Source organism: Dryocola clanedunensis subsp. sulfonylureivorans (genome assembly GCF_016756775.1).
GTDB lineage: Bacteria > Pseudomonadota > Gammaproteobacteria > Enterobacterales > Enterobacteriaceae > Dryocola > Dryocola clanedunensis.
In genome coordinates this window covers 142,248-160,416 of sequence record NZ_JAERMU010000002.1, presented here as the reverse complement: position 1 = coordinate 160,416, position 18,169 = coordinate 142,248, and the positions used below count along the sequence as shown (strand labels likewise).

Below are 18,169 nucleotides of genomic sequence, written 5' to 3'. Positions count from 1 at the left end.
TTTGGGGAGTATATGCAGTATTGGGGTAAAGTTCTCGGTGTCGCAATAGCACTTATTATGGGCGGTGGCTTCTGGGGTGTGGTATTTGGCTTACTTATCGGTCATGCCATTGATAAGGCTCGCACCCGCCGTAGCGCCTGGTTCTCTAACCAGCAGCAGCGCCAGTCTTTGTTCTTTAGCACCACTTTTGAAGTGATGGGGCATCTCACCAAATCGAAAGGTCGTGTGACCGAAGCCGATATTCAAATTGCGTCGCTGTTGATGGATCGTATGCAGCTGCATGGCGAAGCAAGAGGTGCGGCCCAGCACGCATTTCGTGTCGGAAAAGAAAACGGTTATCCGCTGCGCGAAAAAATGCGCCAGTTGCGAAGCGTCTGTTTTGGCCGCTTTGACCTGATTAGGATGTTTCTGGAAATTCAAATCCAGGCGGCCTTTGCCGACGGTTCGTTACATCCTAACGAACGGGAGGTTTTATACGTCATTGCCGAAGAGCTGGGGATCTCACGCGTTCAGTTCGATCAGTTTTTACGGATGATGGAAGGAGGCCAGCAGTTTGGTGGCGGTTACAGCCAGCAGGGCGGCGGGGGCTTCCAGCAGCAACGCGGTCCGACGTTAGAAGATGCCTGTAACGTATTAGGAGTGAAAAGTACCGATGAGCCAACGGTTATCAAACGTGCTTATCGCAAGCTGATGAGCGAACACCATCCGGATAAGCTGGTTGCCAAAGGCCTGCCGCCGGAGATGATGCAGATGGCGAAGCAGAAAGCGCAGGAAATCCAGAAAGCCTACGATCTGATCAAGACGGCGAAAGGGTTTAAGTAACATCGAACCTCAACCTCGCCCCTTTGGGGAGAGGTTGAGGGGGGGATTTTAAAAATCAGCCGGAGCGCGGAACGTCATTGGCGTGCCGTAGGCGGGGTGGGTGATGGTCAGCATTTCAGCATGCAGCTGCAAACGCGGAGCCATTGCCAGCGCCTCAGGCGTGGCGTAGAAGCGGTCACCCAGAATCGGGTGACCCAGCGCCAGCATATGCACGCGCAGCTGGTGGGAACGTCCGGTTATCGGTTTCAGCAGTACGCGGGCGGAGTTATCCGCTGCGTACTCCAGCACTTCATATTCCGTCTGCGCCGACTTGCCGGTTTCATGACACACCATCTGCTTTGGTCGGTTCGGCCAGTCGCATATCAGCGGTAAATCCACCAGGCCCGTTTCCGGCTGTGGATGACCCCATACCCGCGCCACATACTGCTTCTTCGGCTCACGTTCACGGAACTGGCGTTTCAGCTCGCGTTCGGCGGCCTTGGTCAGCGCCACCGCAATCACGCCGCTGGTGGCCATATCCAGGCGATGAACAGATTCCGCCTGCGGGAAGTCGCGCTGAATGCGCGTCATCACGCTGTCTTTATGCTCTTCCAGACGCCCTGGCACGGACAACAACCCCGAAGGCTTGTTGACCACCATGATGTGGTCATCCTGATAAAGGATGACCAGCCAGGGATCGGCTGGCGGGTTATAGGGTTCCATAATCATTACTGGTGCGTCACCACGATGAGACGCAGCGCGTCCAGTCGCCAGTTGGCCTGCGCGAGGCTTTCCAGCACCTGCAGGCGGTTGCTTTCGATGGCTTCCAGCTCGTCATCACGAATGTTCGGGTTAACGGCCTTCAGCGCTTCCAGACGGGACAGTTCAGCGCTGAGCTTCTCGTCCGCCTCTTCGCGAGCGGCTTTGATCAGCACCTGGGCTGCCTCTTCAACTTTCTCTTCTGCAAGCTGCAAAATGGCATGCACATCAGGCTGCACGGCGTTGACCAGCTTGCTGCCAGTGTGGCGGTTTACCGCGCTCAGCTGGCGGTTGAAGCTTTCGAACTCCACCTGCGCCGCGAGGTTGGTGCCGTTTTTGTCCACCAGCATGCGTACTGGCGTTGGCGGCAGGAAGCGGTTGAGCTGGAGCTGCTTCGGCGCTTTCGCTTCAACGACGTACACCAGTTCCACCAGCAGCGTGCCTACCGGCAATGCTTTGTTCTTCAGCAGGGAGAGCGCACAGCTGCCGGTATCGCCGGAGAGAATAAGATCCAGACCGTTGCGGATGATTGGGTGTTCCCAGGTAACAAACTGCGCGTCTTCACGGGACAGGGCGACGTCACGCTCGAAGGTAATCGTGCAGCCATCTTCCGGCAGACCAGGGAAGTCCGGCACCAGCATGTGATCGCCAGGCGTCAGCACGACCATATTGTCGCCGCGATCGTCCTGGTTAATACCCACGATATCGAACAGGTTCAGGGCGAAGCTCACCAGATTGGTGTCGTTATCCTGCTCGGAAATCGCCTGCGCCAGCGCCTGGGATTTCTCGCCGCCGTTGGAGTGGATCTCCAGCAGGCGGTCGCGGCCCTGTTCCAGCTGCAGCTTCAGCGCGTCGTGCTGCTCGCGACACTGTTTGATAAGCGTGTCGAAGCCGTCGGTATTTTCAGGTGACGCCAGGTACTCAATCAGCTGGGTATAAACGTTGTCGTAGATTGCGCGGCCGGTAGGGCAGGTGTGTTCGAACGCATCCAGCCCTTCGTGGAACCACTTCACCAGCACCGACTGCGCCGTTTTTTCGAGGTACGGCACGTGGATCTGAATATCGTGCGCCTGGCCGATACGGTCCAGACGGCCGATACGCTGCTCGAGCAGGTCCGGGTTGAACGGCAGGTCGAACATCACCAGGTTGCTTGCGAACTGGAAGTTACGGCCTTCGGAGCCGATTTCAGAACACAGCAGCACCTGCGCACCGGTGTCTTCTTCGGCAAACCAGGCGGCGGCGCGGTCACGCTCGATAATCGACATGCCTTCGTGGAACACGGCGGCACGAATGCCTTCACGCTCGCGCAGTACCTGCTCGAGCTGAAGTGCCGTGGCTGCTTTGGCACAAATCACCAGCACCTTTTTAGAGCGATGGCTGGTCAGGTAGCCCATCAGCCACTCAACGCGCGGGTCGAAGTTCCACCAGGTACCGGTGTCACCTTCAAACTCCTGATAAATCTGCTCCGGGTAGAGCATATCGCGGGCGCGGTCTTCTACAGACTTACGAGCCGCCATAATGCCGGAGACTTTAATGGCGGTCTGATACTGCGTTGGCAGCGGCAGGCGAATCGTGTGCAGCTCGCGTTTCGGGAAGCCTTTCACGCCGTTACGGGTATTACGGAACAGCACGCGGCTGGTGCCGTGGCGGTCCATCAGCATGGAAATCAGTTCCTGACGGGCGGCCTGGCTGCCGTCACGATCGCTGTTGGCGGTTTGCAGCAGCGGTTCGATGTCCTGCTCGCCGATAAGCTCGCTCAGGGCATTAAGCTGGTCGTTGGTCAGCGGGTTCCCCGCCAGCAGAAGCGCTACGGCATCGGCCACCGGGCGGTAGTTCTGCTGCTCTTCGACAAACTGCTCGAAATCGTGGAAGCGGCTTGGGTCCAGCAGGCGCAGACGCGCGAAGTGGCTCTCCATGCCGAGCTGTTCCGGGGTGGCGGTCAGCAGCAGTACGCCTGGTACACGTTCAGCAAGCTGCTCGATGGCCTGGTATTCACGGCTCGGGGCGTCTTCGCTCCACACCAGGTGGTGGGCTTCATCGACCACCATCAGGTCCCACTCGGCGTCGCACAGGTGCTCAAGGCGCTGTTTGCTGCGGCGGACAAAATCAAGGGAGCAGATAACCAGCTGTTCGGTTTCGAACGGGTTATCGCTGTCGTGCTGGGCTTCGGCGTAGCGCTCGTCGTCGAACAGCGCGAAACGCAGGTTAAAGCGGCGCAGCATTTCCACCAGCCACTGATGTTGCAGGGTTTCTGGTACCACGATCAGCACGCGCTCGGCGCTGCCGGCCAGCAGCTGCTGGTGCAGGATCATTCCGGCTTCGATGGTTTTACCCAGGCCAACTTCATCGGCCAGCAGGACGCGCGGTGCATGGCGGCGGCCTACATCATGGGCGATGTTCAACTGATGGGGGATGAGGCTGGTACGCATGCCGCGCAGGCCGCTCCACGGCTGGCGATACTGCTCGCTCTGATAGACACGGGAGCGGTAGCGCAGGGCAAAACGATCCATACGGTCAATCTGACCGGCAAACAGACGGTCCTGCGGCTTGCTGAAGACCAGCTTGCTGTCGAGGAACACTTCGCGCAGCAGGGTATCAGCCTCTTCGGTGTCCAGACGGGTGCCAACATAGGCGAGCAGGCCGTTTTCTTCCTTAACTTCATCAACTTTGAGTTGCCAGCCTTCATGGCTGGTGACGGTATCGCCCGGATTAAACATCACGCGGGTGATAGGCGAGTCATTTCTGGCGTACAGACGATTTTCACCGGTGGCGGGAAAAAGCAGGGTGACCATGCGTGGGTCGATGGCGACCACGGTTCCCAGTCCCAGTTCGCTTTCGGTATCGCTGATCCAACGTTGACCAAGTGTAAAAGGCATAAGATTTCGGCTCTATTATCAGTGACTAAGATTTGCAGGCAATAGCATTACGACCGCGCGCAAAGGGCGGTAGGTTAAAAAGTAGATTCAGGAAAGTGAAAGAGGGCGCTATGGTACTGGAAGCTGGCGCGTTCGTCACCGTCTAAAATAGCCCAAGTTGCCCAGTCATCAGTGTAGCAAAGTCATCTTCAAGGAAGGGTAAAATTCCTTCCGCCACGGGCTGGAGCTGTCGAGTGAGATAATGATCGTAGTCCAGCGGCGACTGCTGGTAATCCACAGGTTCAGGGCCGCTTAGCGTCATGACGTACTTTATGGTGCCGCGATTCTGGTACTGAGACGGCCGACCGAGGCGCTGATTGTGCTCGTCGGCAAGGCGGGCCGCCCGTACGTGAGGCGGCACGTTTTTTTGGTATTCACTCAGCGGACGGCGCAGTCTTTTTCTGTAAACCAGCTGGTTGTCCAGCTCGCCCGCCATCAGGCTGGCGATAGTCTCGCGAATGTAATCCTGGTAGGGCTCGTTGCGGAAGATACGCAGATACAGCGTCTGCTGAAACTGCTGGGCCAGCGGCGTCCAGTCCGTGCGCACCGTCTCCAGTCCTTTGAACACCATGCGCTGCTTATTGCCCTCCTGGATCATCCCCGCGTAGCGCTTTTTGCTGCCCTCAACGGTGCCGCGGATGGTCGGCATCAGGAAGCGGCAAAAGTGCGTTTCAAACTCAATTTCCAGCGCGCTGTTCAGCTGCTGCGTCTCTTGCAGATGCTGTGTCCACCAGCTATTCACGTGCTCCACCAGCTGCTTACCGATGCGCGCCGCGTCCTCCTCAGAATGAGGCTTTTTAAGCCACACAAAGGTGGAGTCCGTATCGCCGTAGATAACATCAAAACCCTGCTCTTCGATGAGCTGCCGGGTTTGCAGCATGATCTGGTGCCCGCGCATGGTGATCGACGAGGCAAGCCGGGGATCGAAGAAGCGGCAGGCGCTGGTGCCCAGCACGCCATAAAAGGCGTTCATGATGATCTTCAGCGCCTGGGAAAGCGGCTTGTTACCGTGACGTTTCGCCTCGTCGCGCCCGTGCCAGATCTGGCTGACGATTTCCGGCAGGCAGTGCTTCGTGCGTGAGAAGTGCGCGCCCAGGAATCCTTCGACAGAGCTTTCTGGCTCCGGGTGCGCCATGCCCTCAACCAGCCCGACCGGGTCGATGAGAAAAGTGCGGATAATCGACGGATACAGGCTTTTATAATCCAGCACCAGCACGGAATCGTACAGGCCGGGACGCGAATCCATCACGTAGCCACCGGGGCTTGCCTGCGGCGGAACTTCGCCCAGATTAGGCGCCACGTAGCCCGCACGGTGCATGCGCGGAATATAAAGGTGGCCGAAGGCGGCAACGGAGCCGCCGTGCTTGTCCAGCGGCAGGCCGTTCACGGTGGCTCGCTCCAGCAGGAACGGCATCAGCTCCGTTTTGTGAAAGATCCGCGTGACCAGCTCGCAGTCCTTCAGGTTGTATTTAGCCAGCGCAGGCTTGTCTTCGGCGAAGCGGCGGTTGATCTCATCCATGCGATCCCACGGGTTGTCGATCGATTTTCCCTCGCCAAGCAGCTCCTGTGAAACGGCCTCCAGCGAGAACGACGAGAAGTTCCAGAAGGCAGACTTCAACGCTTCGATCCCATCAATAATTACTCTGCCTGCGGCCTGGGCGAAAAACACGCCCTGCTTAAAGCCGTGCTCGCGCCACTCCAGCACCGCCTTCCCGCGGCCAAGCCGCAGCGGAATCTGGTAGCGTTCCGCCAGCTTTTGCAGCATGCGCAGGTCGAACTGCACCACGTTCCAGCCGATCAGCACGTCCGGGTCGTGCTCCTCAAACCAGGCGTTGAGCTTTTCGATTAGCTGGGGGCGGCTGGGGACGTATTCCAGCGTGAAGTCCAGCCCGCTGGCGTCGCCGTTTTCCGGGCCGAGCATGTAGACAATACGCTGACCGCAGCCTTCCAGCCCGATGCAGTACAGCTCGCCGTGGCGGTTAGTTTCGATGTCCAGAGAAACCCATTTCAGCGGCGGACGATAATCAGGCGCGGGCTTGAGCTTTGCTTCGGTAATTTCGCCGTTGCGCTCCACGCCGCTAAACCAGACTGGCGCGGTAATAAAGCGCTCCATCAGGAAGCGCTCCGGCGGCCGAATATCGCCTTCATAAACCTTTACGCCGCCGTCGCGCAGGATCTTTTCCAGGCGCATAAGCTGGCGGTGCTGGCGGCAGTAAAGGCCGCAGACGGGCTGCTGGTGGAAGTCTTTGAGAGAAAGAGGGGTAAGCCGATAGTTGCTTTCGGCTGCAAGAATTCGTGCCGCTTCGCTTTGCTGCGGTTGCGGGATAAAGGCGACGGACTCCTGGTGCGGCAGGCAGACCTTAACCGGGCCATTATCCGTTGCCAGCCAGAATTCCACCTCTGTACCACGCGGGGTGTCCCGCCAGTGACGCGTTAGCAAAAAACCCTGACGAACTTGCGGCACGCTGCATTCTCATAACGGAAAAAGTGGCCTGATTATAGACCACTTCGCTGAAGATTACTGCTTTTATGTACAGTGTTACTGACCGTAATAGGCCTTCGCGCCGTGTTTGCGCAGGTAGTGTTTGTCCAGCAGGGTTTGCTGCATATCAGGCAGGTCAGGCGTGAGCTGGCGGCAGAAGATCCCCATGTAGGCGACCTCTTCAAGCACGATAGCATTGTGCACTGCATCAACAGCATCTTTACCCCACGCAAACGGGCCGTGGGAATGCACCAGCACCCCCGGCATCTGAAGCGCGTCGATACCGCGTTCGGCGAAGGTTTTGACAATCACCTCGCCTGTTTGCCACTCATAATCGCCGTTGATCTCTTCATCGGTCATTTTGCGGGTGCAGGGAATGGTGCCGTAGAAGTAGTCCGCGTGGGTGGTGCCGGTGGCGGGGATGGACTGCCCGGCCTGCGCCCAGATTGTGGCGTGGCGCGAGTGGGTGTGAACAATGCCGCCAATGTGCGGGAACTGCAGGTAAAGCAGACGATGGGTTGGCGTATCGGAAGAAGGTTTCTTTGTCCCTTCCACCACTTCACCGGTTTCCAGGCTCACTACTACCATATCTTCCGCGGTCATCAAGCTGTAATCAACGCCCGAAGGCTTAATGACCAGCACGCCGCGCTCGCGATCGACGGCGCTGACGTTGCCCCAGGTCAGGGTCACGAGGTTGTGTCGCGGCAGGGCCAGATTGGCTTCCAGCACCTGGCGTTTTAAGTCTTCTAACATAGCAGGTCCTTGGACGTTGTAGGGCGGATGGCGCACTGCTTATCCGCCCTACAAACACGTCAGGTAAGAGTTATCTTTTAAAGCTGTAATAAACCTCGTTCCAGCGCAGGGCGTCTTTGAACGCTGGCAGGCGGGTTTCGTTATCGATAACGGCGATTTCGATGCCGTGCAGCTCTGCGAAGGTGCGCATATCGTCAAGCGTCAGGGACTGGCTGAACACGGTATGGTGCGCGCCGCCTGCCAGGATCCACGCTTCGGAAGCGGTTGGCAGATCCGGCTGGGCTTTCCACAGCGCGTTCGCCACCGGCAGTTTTGGCAGCTGGTGCGGGGTTTCAACCGCATCGACGCAGTTCACCAGCAGGCGGAAGCGATCCCCAAGATCGATCAGGCTGGCGTTCACCGCCGGGCCGGTTTTGGTGTTGAAGATCAGACGAGCCGGATCGGCCTTCCCGCCGATGCCCAGGTACTGCACGTCCAGCACCGGTTTTTCCGCCGTGGCGATAGTCGGGCAGACTTCGAGCATGTGCGAGCCGAGCACCATGTCGTTGCCGTTTTCGAAGTTGTAGGTGTAGTCCTCCATAAAGGAGGTGCCGCCGGCAAGACCGGTTGACATCACCTTCATGATGCGAAGCAGGGCGGCGGTTTTCCAGTCGCCTTCGCCCGCAAAGCCGTAGCCCTGCTGCATCAGACGTTGTACCGCAAGGCCCGGCAATTGCTTAAGCCCGTGCAGGTCTTCAAAGGTGGTGGTGAAGGCGTGGAAACCGCCGTCTACCAGGAATTTCTTCATGCCCAGCTCGATGCGCGCGGCATCCAGCACGTTCTGGCGCTTTTCACCGTTAACCTGCGCCGCAGCGGTCAGGCGATAGCTACTCTCGTATTCATCAACCAGTGCGTTAATCTCGCCTTCGCTGATGGCATTCACGACGGAGACCAGATCGCCCACCGCGTAGGTGTTCACGGCGAAACCAAACTTCATCTGCGCCGCGACTTTATCGCCGTCGGTGACCGCCACTTCGCGCATGTTGTCACCGAAGCGAACGACCTTCAGCTGGCGGGTATCCTGTTTAGAGACGGCCTGACGCATCCAGGCACCAATACGTTTATGCGCCTGAGGATCCTGCCAGTGGCCGGTTACCACGGTATGCTGCTGGCGCATACGCGCGCCGATAAAGCCGAACTCGCGGCCGCCGTGCGCGGTCTGGTTCAGGTTCATAAAGTCCATATCAATGCTGCCCCACGGGATTTGCGCATTGAACTGGGTGTGGAACTGCAGCAGCGGCTTGGTCAGGATGCTCAGGCCGTTAATCCACATTTTGGCCGGTGAGAAGGTGTGCAGCCATACGACCATGCCCGCGCACTTATCGTCGTAGCTCGCATCCCGGCAAATCGCCGTGATTTCGTCAGGCGTGGTGCCCAGCGGCTTAAGCACCAGCTTGCACGGCAGCTTAGCTTCTTTATTCAGCGCGTTGACGACGTGTTCGGCATTCTGCGTCACCTGACGCAGCGTTTCCGGGCCGTACAGATGCTGGCTACCAATCACAAACCACACTTCATACTGTTCAAAAATATTCATCGTTATGTCCTTAAAGAGTCGTCGCGGCCTGCTTTGCGGCAGAAGCTGCCGCAGGCGCTGAAGGAAGATAATGTTGCTCGGCGCTGGTGGCCCACTGCTGGTAGCGGCGGTAGAGCTGTTCAAAGCGTTCAGCGCGTAGCGGAATGGGTTGCAGCGTGCTTTCGACAGGGCTGGCCATCGCCTTCTGCGCCTGGGCGATATCCGCGTGCTTGCCTGCGGCTACGGCGGCGAAGATAGCCGCGCCCAGCGCACAGCACTGATCGGAAGCAACGATTTGCAGCGGACGGTTCAGCACGTCGCAGCACACCTGCATGATCACCGGTGACTTGCGGGCGATGCCGCCCAGCGCCATGACGTTGCTCACCGGGATACCCTGCTCGGTGAAGCACTCCATAATGGCGCGGGCGCCGAAGGCCGTGGCGGCAATCAGCCCGCCGAAAAGCGCTGGCGCATCGGTTGCCAGATTCAAGTCTGTAATGACGCCCTTCAGGCGCTGGTTGGCATTCGGCGTACGGCGGCCGTTAAACCAGTCGAGGATCACAGGCAGATGCTCGAGGGACGGATTTTTTGCCCAGGCTTCGGTCAGCGCGGGCAGCAGCTGTTTTTTGCTGGCGTTGATCCGATCGCGCAGCTCCGGGTGCTGCTGTGCCAGCTGTTCCAGCGGCCAGCCGAGCACGCGGCCAAACCAGGCGTAGATATCGCCGAAGGCGGACTGTCCGGCCTCAAGGCCAATAAAATCGGGGATGACGCTGCCGTCGACCTGGCCGCAGATACCTTTCACGGCGCGGTCGCCAACGGTCGGTTTATCGGCGATCAAAATGTCGCAGGTGGAGGTGCCGATGACTTTCACCAGCGTATTCGGCTGAGCGCCTGCGCCCACTGCGCCCATATGGCAGTCGAACGCGCCGCCTGAAATCACCACGCTTTGCGGCAGGCCCAGCCGTTCGGCCCATTCTGCGGAAAGATTTCCGACCGGGATGTCGGCGGTCCACGTTTCGGTAAACATCGGATAGGCGAGATTCTGATTGATGATGGGATCCAGCTCATCAAAGAAGCTTGCCGGAGGCAGGCCGCCCCAGCCCTCATGCCACAGGGATTTGTGGCCTGCGCTACAGCGCCCACGACGGATATCCTGCGGGCGGGTAGTACCGGACAGCAGCGCGGGAACCCAGTCACAAAGTTCGATCCAGGACACGGCTGCTTTAGCGACTTTTGGATCTTCACGCGTGACGTGGAGGATCTTCGCCCAGAACCACTCGCTGGAATAAATGCCGCCGATGTAGCGCGAGTAGTCGGACTTGCCCGGCTGATGGCAAAGGCGGGTGATGGCTTCGGCTTCTTCCACCGAGGTGTGATCTTTCCACAGCACGAACATGGCGTTCGGGTTGTCGGCGAATTCTGGATTGAGCGCCAGCACGTTGCCGCTGGCGTCGATTGGCGCGGGCGTAGACCCGGTGCTGTCAACGCCAATGCCGCAGATGGCGGCGCGTTGTTCAGCGCTCAGCTCAGCCAGCACGGATTTTATCGCCTGCTCCATGGATTCAATGTAGTCCAGCGGATGGTGGCGGAAGCGGTTGTTGGGGGCATCGCAGAAGCGGCCCTCCTGCCAGCGGGGATACCACTCTACGCTCGTGGCAAGCTCAGCGCCGTTTTCACAATCTACTGCTAAGGCGCGTACGGAATCGCTGCCAAAATCGAGGCCCAGCGCAATCGACATTTTTCTCACTCCATAAAGTAAAACTCTTGCAGTGAACATTAGATTTCTCAGCGCAAAAGAGTCAGGTCGTATTCGCTGTAGTTATGGAGGAATCTGCTGTGAGATCGCGAAGTGTGACGCCGTGCAAATAATCGATGTGGACTTTTCTGTCGTGGTTATAGACACTTTGGTTGGCTTCAAAAAAGCAGCTTCTCGCCGATGAAAAGCGTAGGTGCTTATTGTTTGCGGCTTTATGATACAAATCAGCCTGTTCGTGAAAGCCGGTGCGCAGGCAGCGGGGCAGAAAACGGTGATATGGACAAATGGTTTCTGTAAATCAACATAAGAGTGAGCGCAACGATGCCAGAACTGCAAAACGATCCCCTGTTACCCGGCTACTCTTTTAACGCCCATCTGGTGGCTGGCTTAACGCCGATTGAGGCCGACGGGCCGCTGGATTTTTTCATCGACCGGCCGCTGGGCATGAAAGGCTATATTCTGAATCTCACCGTGCGCGGCGAAGGGGTGATTAACAACCAGGGTAAGAACTACATCTGCCGCCCCGGCGACATGCTGCTGTTCCCGCCGGGGGAGGTACATCACTACGGCCGTTCGCCGGAAAGCAAAGAGTGGTATCACCAGTGGGTTTACTTCCGCCCCCGCGCCTACTGGCAGGAGTGGCTGAACTGGGAGTCGCTGTTCGCCAACACGGGGTTTTATCGCCCGGACGATACGCATCAGGAAGGTTTTTCGCAGCTGTTTCAGCAGATTATCGACGCGGGTCAGGCGGAGGGGCGCTATGCCGAACTGCTGGCGATTAACCTGCTTGAACAGCTGTTATTGCGCCGCATGGAGGCGCTTAACGCTTCGCTGCAGCCGCCGCTGGATAACCGTGTACGGGACGCCTGCCAGTTCATCAGCGACCATCTTGCGGACAGCCATTTTGATATAGCTGGCGTGGCGCAGCATGTCTGCCTTTCCCCCTCTCGTTTATCGCATCTGTTCCGCCAGCAGCTTGGCGTGAGCGTGCTGAGCTGGCGTGAAGATCAGCGAATCAGCCAGGCGAAGCTGCTGCTGAGTACGACCCGCATGCCGATTGCCAGCGTCGGGCGCAACGTCGGCTTCGAGGATCAGCTCTACTTTTCCCGCGTTTTTAAGAAGTGTACCGGGGCCAGCCCGAGCGAATTCCGCGCCGGATGCGAATAACCGCTATTATCTATTCATACAATTGATGGCTTGACGATCCGTTCGTCACTCAGGAGAATCGCCCACAGATTTCTCGACGGATGCCCTATGGAAGCTTTTCTGCAACACCTGATTACCCAGTCTGCGGCGTACTCGCTTATTGCCGTGATGCTGGTGGCATTTCTCGAGTCGCTGGCGCTGGTTGGCCTCATTTTACCGGGCACGGTAATGATGGCAGGGCTTGGCGCGCTGATTGGCAGCGGTCAGGTCGATTTCTACCACGCCTGGGCGGCGGGCATTGCCGGCTGCCTGCTGGGCGACTGGATTTCGTTCTGGCTGGGCGGGCGTTTTAAAGGGCCGCTGCACCGCTGGTCCTTTATGAAGAAGAACAAAGCGTTGCTTGACAAAACCGAGCATGCGCTGCACCAGCACAGCATGGTTACCATTCTGATTGGCCGCTTTATCGGCCCGACCCGCCCGCTGGTGCCGATGGTGGCGGGCATGCTGGATCTGCCGGTTTCCAAGTTCATTCTGCCCAATATCATCGGCTGCATTTTCTGGCCACCGCTCTATTTTATGCCGGGCATTCTGGCCGGTGCGGCCATCGATATTCCTGCGGATATGCAAAGCAGCAGCTTCAAATGGCTGCTGCTCGGCGTGGCGCTGCTGCTGTGGGTGGCCGGCTGGCTGTGCTGGCGCTGGTGGCGCAGCGGCAAATCGGGAACCGATCGCTTAACGCGTTTCTTACCGCGTGGGCGACTTCACTGGCTCGCGCCGCTCACCGCGATCGCAGGTATTGCCAGCCTGGCTGCCCTTTCAATGCATCCGCTGATGCCGATCTATCTGAAGATTGTCTGGAAAGTGCTTTCGGGTCAGGCCTGATCCTTCCTGATGCCGAGAAGGGCTGAAGCGCTCGCTTCACCGCTTAAAAGCGTTGCCGTGTCGCCATCCCAGGCGATGCGGCCATCCACCACGACAAGGCTCCGATTTGCAATGCGCACCGCGTCCTCAATGCTGTGGGAAACCATCAGCAGCGTGAGCCGCTGCTGCCCGCAAACGTCATCCAGCAGCTGAAGCATTTCCTGGCGCAGCGCCGGGTCAAGGGCCGAAAAAGGCTCATCCAGCAGCAGGATGGGCCGCTGGCGGACCAGGCAGCGGGCAAGGGCCACGCGCTGGCGCTGGCCGCCGGAAAGCTGGGTCGGCTGGCGGTCGAGCAACTCCCCGATTCCCATCTGCTCAGCAATAGATTGCAGCCGCTGTCGCTGCTGCCGGTCGAGCTTTAACCCCGGATGCATGCCTAGGCCAATGTTGTCCCGCACGCTCAGGTGGCTGAACAGATTGTTCTCCTGAAACAGCATCGAAACCGGGCGCCGGGCGGGGACGGTGCGCGTATGTTCCTGACCGTCTAAAAGGATCTCCCCGCTGGCAGGCTCCAGAAACCCCGCGATTAAACTCAGCAAGGTGCTTTTGCCCGCGCCGCTTGGCCCGAGCACCGCAACGCGTTCGCCCGCGTCCACGCTGAGGGAGAAGCGCATCGGCAGGTGGTGATAAAGCCAGGTTACATCAGTCAGCGTCAGCATGGCGTCCCGGGAGTTTTTCAATCAGGGTGAACAGAATAAAGCACAGCATCAGCAGGATGAGCGCGGTGACGGCACCGTCCTGGCTGCGATAAGAGCCAATTTGTTGATAAAGATAGAACGGCAGCGTGCGGAAATCTTCGTTGCCAAACAGCGCCACCACGCCAAAATCGCCGATGGATAACACGCAGGCAAAGGCAAGTGCCTGTGCCAGCGGGATTTTTATCGCCCGCAGATCGATAAGGCGCAGGCGGTTAAGCCCCGTGATATCCAGCGACTGACAAAGCTTGCCGTAGCGGCCCGCCACGTCCAGCATCGGGTTTTCCAGCACCTTTAGCGCGTAGGGGATGGCCATCAGCGCGTTGGTGAATATCACGATGCCGTCGGCAGATTGCGGTAACCCGATGGTGCTGTTGAGCAGCAGGAAAAAGCCCGTAGCCAGCACGATGCCCGGCATCGCCAGAATTAACATGCCGCTTAACTCCAGCGCCTGCCCGGCGAAAGCTTGGTTTCGCAGCCGCAATTCTCGCGAACTCCATAAAAGCATCATAGTTATCATCACGCAGAGAATACCTGCGGCTACGGCGATACGCAGCGAGGTCAACAGCGCCTGCCAGAGGGCAGACTGCGAGAGCACCGAACCGAAACCAGAGTTGATGCCATCAATGATGACCGCCAGCAGCGGCGGCAGTAACAGCAGCAGGGCAAGGCCAATCAGCACCCCGTCGCAAAGCCTGCGGCGCAGGTTATCCTGCGGGTCCCGCCAGCCCTGCACCTGGCTTACGCCAACCGGGATCGCTTTGCTTAGCCGCTGGCTCATCACAACGAGGCCGAGGCAGCAAAGCATCTGGACCAGCGCCAGAAGCGCGGCGCGGGCGGGGTCGTAGTCAAAGCTAAGTGCCTGAAAAATAGCAAGCTCGATGGTGGTCGCCCGTGGCCCGCCGCCAAGGGAAAGCACCGTGGCGAAGCTTGCGAAGCAGAGCATAAAGATGAGCGCTCCGGCGGGCAGGAGCTGGCGGCGCAGCCACGGCCATTCGACCAGGCGGAAGAAGTTCCAGCCCTGCATGCCCAGCTGGGCCGCGAGCTGGCGCTGTTCGCCGGGAATGTTTTCCAGCGCCTGAAGCAGTAGCCGGGTTGCCATCGGCATATTAAAGAAGACGTGGGCGAGCAGAATGCCCTGCAGGCCATACGGCGAAAACGACCAGTCAACGCCGAGCCACGCGCAAAGCGAGGCCAGCCAGCCCTCTCGCCCATAGACGGTCAGAATGCCAAACACCGCGACCAGTACGGGCAGCACCAGCGTCATGGCGCATAAGCGTAACAGCGCGAGACGGCCAGGGAAGCGGCGTCGATAAAGCGCCCGGGCGAGGAAAATCGCCGGGATCACCGACAGTAGGGCTGAGAGAAACGCCTGCCAGAACGAGAAGCGCAGGACGTGCCACAGATAGCTGTCCTGGGCCAGCGCCCGGAAATCCGTCTGCGGCGCGTTGAACCACAGCGCCAGAAAGGCCGTCAGGGCGACCGCCACCACAAGCGTGGCAGCGATGAGGCCCGGAAACAGCCAGCCGGGAATTAGCGGCTGGTGGCGCGAAGCCATACGCTGATCCAGCTTGCCCGCAGGTCGGACACTTGTTGTGGCGTGAACTCCAGCGGAGTTTGCGGCTTATTCAGGCCGCTAAAGCCTTCCGGTAGCTTCACGTCCGTAACGGGGTACATCCAGTTGCCGGTGGGGATAGCGTTCTGGAAACCTGGCTGGGTGATAAACTTCATAAACTTCGCTGCCAGCTCCGGCTGCTTGCTTGAGGCCAGACGGGCAGCGACTTCAACCTGCAGATAGTGACCTTCGCTGAAGTTCGCGGCTGCATAGTTATCTTTCTTCTCTTCAATGATGTGATAAGCAGGAGAGGTGGTGTAGCTCAGTACCAGATCGCCTTCGCCCTTCAGGAACAGGCCGTAGGCTTCAGACCAGCCTTTGGTGACGGTCACGGTTTTCTTCGCAAGCTTCGCCCAGGCGTCCGGCGCTTTGTCGCCGTACACTTTTTGCATCCACAGCAGCAGGCCCAGGCCCGGCGTGCTGGTGCGCGGATCTTCGTAAATCACTTTCCAGTTCTGGTCACTTTCAACCAGCTCTTTCAGGCTTTTCGGCGGATTCTTCAGCTTGTTTTTGTCATACACAAAGGCGAAGTAGCCGTAGTCGAACGGCACGAAAGTCGTATCTTTCCAGCCGCCGGGTACTTTCAGCGCGCTGGTATCAACGTTGCTCGGGGCAAAAAGCCTGGTCTGCGTGGCGGCGGCAATCAGGTTGTTATCCAGGCCCAGCACCACGTCGGCCCTGCTGTTTTTACCTTCCATGCGCAGACGGTTTAACAGCGAGACGCCATCTTCCAGCGCCACGAATTTCAGCTCGCAGTTACACTCGGCCTCAAAGGCTTTTTTGACGGCAGGCCCAGGCCCCCAGTCGGCGGAGAAAGAGTCGTAGGTATAAACGGTGAGCAGCGGTTTGGCAAAAACGGGGGCGGCGATGAGTATGAGCAGCGGCAGTAATTTTTTGAACACTTTGCACCTCTTGAAGTAGGGGTGGCAAAGGACTTTGAGCAAAACCTCTCAAATCCCTTCGCCGGCGTTATCCGGATCAGGTTCGACGGGTATTATCTCAGCCAGAATTTTTCATCCAGCACCCCGTTGAGCAGCAGCGATTGTACGTATTTCCTGAATGTTTCGGAAGCGTTAAGGCTCCGGCGGCGCAAACCAGGCGGATTTAAAGTCGAACCAGCCGAGCGTGTTCATCTTCACGCCGCGCATGCTGCGCTGACCCTCTATGCGCAGCCAGTGGTGAATCAGCGGTAAAATATCATTGTTCTCAACGCGCTGCTGACACCACTCCGGCAGCGCCAGCTCGCCGCTGTGCCACTTACGGGTGTCGGTTTCCCAGTCGATGCTGATGCATTTCTGAATCAGCGGCACTTCATACAGGTGCGAGAAGAGCGAAAACTCCAGCGGCAGGGTAAAATTGGCGCTGTTGAGCCAGATATCGCTCTCCACGTCTCCCGCGTGCCACTCTTCGTAATCCACCTCCTGCACCTCAAGATGCACGCCGTGGGCCGCAAGCAGTTTGCACATGATGTTGCTGATGATGCGGTGCTCAACGTGGGCGCGGTAATAGGTCAGCGTGATAGTTTCAAGGCCAGCGGGTTTATCAAGCATCGGCTGCGGGCGGATGTGGTGCCAGCGGGGCAGCAGGCCGTACGCCGGGAACCAGTACTGCTGGTTTTGTTCCCCCGCGCCGTACAGCAGGTGAATAGGGGCCAGCACGTGGCTCAGCCATGAACGCACGCCCTCGTGTCCACAGCGGGATGAGCGGCTGTCGAACAGCAGGTAGTAGCACCCCTCTTCGAGCCTGCTTTCGATGGCTTTCTCGCTGTCCGGCATGCCCTGAAGCTGCACGGCGCAGCTGACGTCTTCACCTATTTCCGGCAGCACCCAGAAATTCACCTCATCAATCAGGGCGCGGAAGCCGAAATAGTCGTCGTAGGCGTGTATTTTCAGCTGGTTGTTATTGTTGCGCACCACGGCATAGGGGCCGGTGCCGACGGGCTGACTGGCAAACTTCGGCAACGTTGCCCATTCGCGGGGAAGGATCATGGCGTTGACGCTGCCCAGCAGCCAGGGGAGCCAGCGGTCGGGCTGGGAGAGATGAATATCCAGCGTCCATGCCGTGGGCGAGCTGATTTCGCTGATGTGCGCATAAAGGGGAAGGGCGTTAATGCGCTGGAGCGATGCCATCACATCCAGCATATCCAGCTCGCGTCCGTGGTGGAAATGGATACCGGGACGGAGGTAAAAGCGCCAGTGTAAAGGGGAGATCTGCTGCCAGTGGTGGGCGATATCCGCCTCCAGTTCCCCGTTTTCCTCATTTATACGCGTCAGGCCGCTGAAAATCTGCCGGGCGATATGCGTCTCCGAGCGGCGCAGCGCCGAGCCTGGCAGCAGGTTCAACAGCGGGCGGTAGTAGAGCACGCGCAGAATGTGCCGGCCCTGGCGGAAGCTGCGCCCGAGGTGGGAGATCAGCATCTGGCGAACAGCGGCTTTATCGCCGACGATCTGCACCAGCTGATCGATGCGATCCTGCTCGAGAAGATCCTCCGCCCGCTGCTGCTGGAGCGCCAGCCCGGTATACAAAAATTCCAGCTGAGAACGCTTTCCGCGCCCGGCCTCGGCCTTCCAGCTTAGCCAGCCTTTGTCCTGCATCGCGCTCAGCAAAGTACGCATATGGCGGCGCGAACAGCTGAGCATATCGGCAAGATCGTTAAGCGTAGTCTCTTGCGGCTTACCGTCGCAGCACTGCCACAGGCGGATGAACTGTTGTTGCAGACGAGCAGAGGACATAAAAGGGGAACTCCACGCAAAAAGTCATCAATTTAACTTTCC

13 protein-coding genes and 1 riboswitch are annotated in these 18,169 nt (G+C 58.6%); of the genes, 3 read left to right on the top strand and 10 right to left on the bottom strand.

Annotation, left to right across the window (positions count from 1 at the left end):
• Positions 1–12: 12 nt before the first annotated feature.
• Positions 13–822 carry a co-chaperone DjlA gene (gene djlA / locus HYQ67_RS02560; protein WP_202301249.1) on the top strand — a complete coding sequence of 270 codons (810 nt, stop codon included), beginning with the start codon at positions 13–15 and terminating at the stop codon, positions 820–822.
• A gap of 48 nt (positions 823–870) precedes the next feature.
• On the opposite strand, the gene rluA is transcribed toward djlA, so the two are convergent.
• The 6 genes from rluA to araB form a co-directional block, all read right to left on the bottom strand.
• Positions 871–1,530 carry a bifunctional tRNA pseudouridine(32) synthase/23S rRNA pseudouridine(746) synthase RluA gene (gene rluA, locus HYQ67_RS02555; protein WP_202301248.1) on the bottom strand — a complete coding sequence of 220 codons (660 nt, stop codon included), beginning with the start codon at positions 1,528–1,530 and terminating at the stop codon, positions 871–873.
• Positions 1,530–4,436 (bottom strand): RNA polymerase-associated protein RapA, encoded by a 2,907-nt coding sequence (gene rapA / locus HYQ67_RS02550; RefSeq protein ID WP_202301247.1) that lies wholly within the window; start codon positions 4,434–4,436, stop codon positions 1,530–1,532. Before rapA ends, rluA begins: the two co-directional genes overlap by 1 nt.
• A 142-nt stretch (positions 4,437–4,578) precedes the next feature.
• Entirely contained in the window at positions 4,579–6,939 is a 2,361-nt protein-coding gene (polB, locus tag HYQ67_RS02545) for a DNA polymerase II (protein WP_202301246.1), read from the bottom strand.
• A gap of 75 nt (positions 6,940–7,014) precedes the next feature.
• Positions 7,015–7,710: an L-ribulose-5-phosphate 4-epimerase gene (araD, locus tag HYQ67_RS02540; RefSeq protein ID WP_202301245.1), complete on the bottom strand. Its 696-nt coding sequence runs from the start codon at positions 7,708–7,710 to the stop codon at positions 7,015–7,017.
• Positions 7,711–7,780: 70 nt separating this feature from the next.
• Positions 7,781–9,283 (bottom strand): L-arabinose isomerase, encoded by a 1,503-nt coding sequence (gene araA, locus HYQ67_RS02535; protein WP_202301244.1) that lies wholly within the window; start codon positions 9,281–9,283, stop codon positions 7,781–7,783.
• A 10-nt stretch (positions 9,284–9,293) separates the two neighbouring features.
• Complete coding sequence (gene araB / locus HYQ67_RS02530; protein WP_202301242.1) at positions 9,294–11,000, bottom strand: ribulokinase; 1,707 nt, start codon at positions 10,998–11,000, stop codon at positions 9,294–9,296.
• A gap of 339 nt (positions 11,001–11,339) precedes the next feature.
• On the opposite strand from araB, the gene araC reads away from it, so the two are divergent.
• Both araC and HYQ67_RS02520 read left to right on the top strand, forming a co-directional pair.
• On the top strand, positions 11,340–12,185 hold the full coding sequence (gene araC / locus HYQ67_RS02525) for an arabinose operon transcriptional regulator AraC (protein WP_202301240.1): 846 nt from the start codon (positions 11,340–11,342) through the stop codon (positions 12,183–12,185).
• 87 nt (positions 12,186–12,272) lie between these two features.
• Positions 12,273–13,046, top strand: coding sequence for a DedA family protein (locus HYQ67_RS02520; protein ID WP_202301238.1), 774 nt, complete (start codon positions 12,273–12,275; stop codon positions 13,044–13,046).
• On the opposite strand, the gene thiQ is transcribed toward HYQ67_RS02520, so the two are convergent.
• From thiQ to sgrR, 4 genes are all read right to left on the bottom strand, one after another.
• The gene (gene thiQ / locus HYQ67_RS02515) at positions 13,037–13,744 is read right to left on the bottom strand and encodes a thiamine ABC transporter ATP-binding protein ThiQ (protein ID WP_202301237.1); all 708 of its coding nucleotides are present in this window, start codon (positions 13,742–13,744) and stop codon (positions 13,037–13,039) included. The genes HYQ67_RS02520 and thiQ overlap by 10 nt on opposite strands.
• Positions 13,728–15,338 carry a thiamine/thiamine pyrophosphate ABC transporter permease ThiP gene (gene thiP, locus HYQ67_RS02510; protein ID WP_202301236.1) on the bottom strand — a complete coding sequence of 537 codons (1,611 nt, stop codon included), beginning with the start codon at positions 15,336–15,338 and terminating at the stop codon, positions 13,728–13,730. Before thiP ends, thiQ begins: the two co-directional genes overlap by 17 nt.
• Positions 15,314–16,297, bottom strand: a complete 984-nt coding sequence (gene thiB / locus HYQ67_RS02505; RefSeq protein ID WP_202301235.1) for a thiamine ABC transporter substrate binding subunit — start codon at positions 16,295–16,297, stop codon at positions 15,314–15,316. Before thiB ends, thiP begins: the two co-directional genes overlap by 25 nt.
• Before the next feature lie 35 nt (positions 16,298–16,332).
• A riboswitch (TPP riboswitch) is annotated at positions 16,333–16,433 on the bottom strand.
• Between the two features lie 35 nt (positions 16,434–16,468).
• Entirely contained in the window at positions 16,469–18,127 is a 1,659-nt protein-coding gene (gene sgrR / locus HYQ67_RS02500; RefSeq protein ID WP_202301234.1) for an HTH-type transcriptional regulator SgrR, read from the bottom strand.
• Between the last annotated feature and the right edge of the window lie 42 nt (positions 18,128–18,169).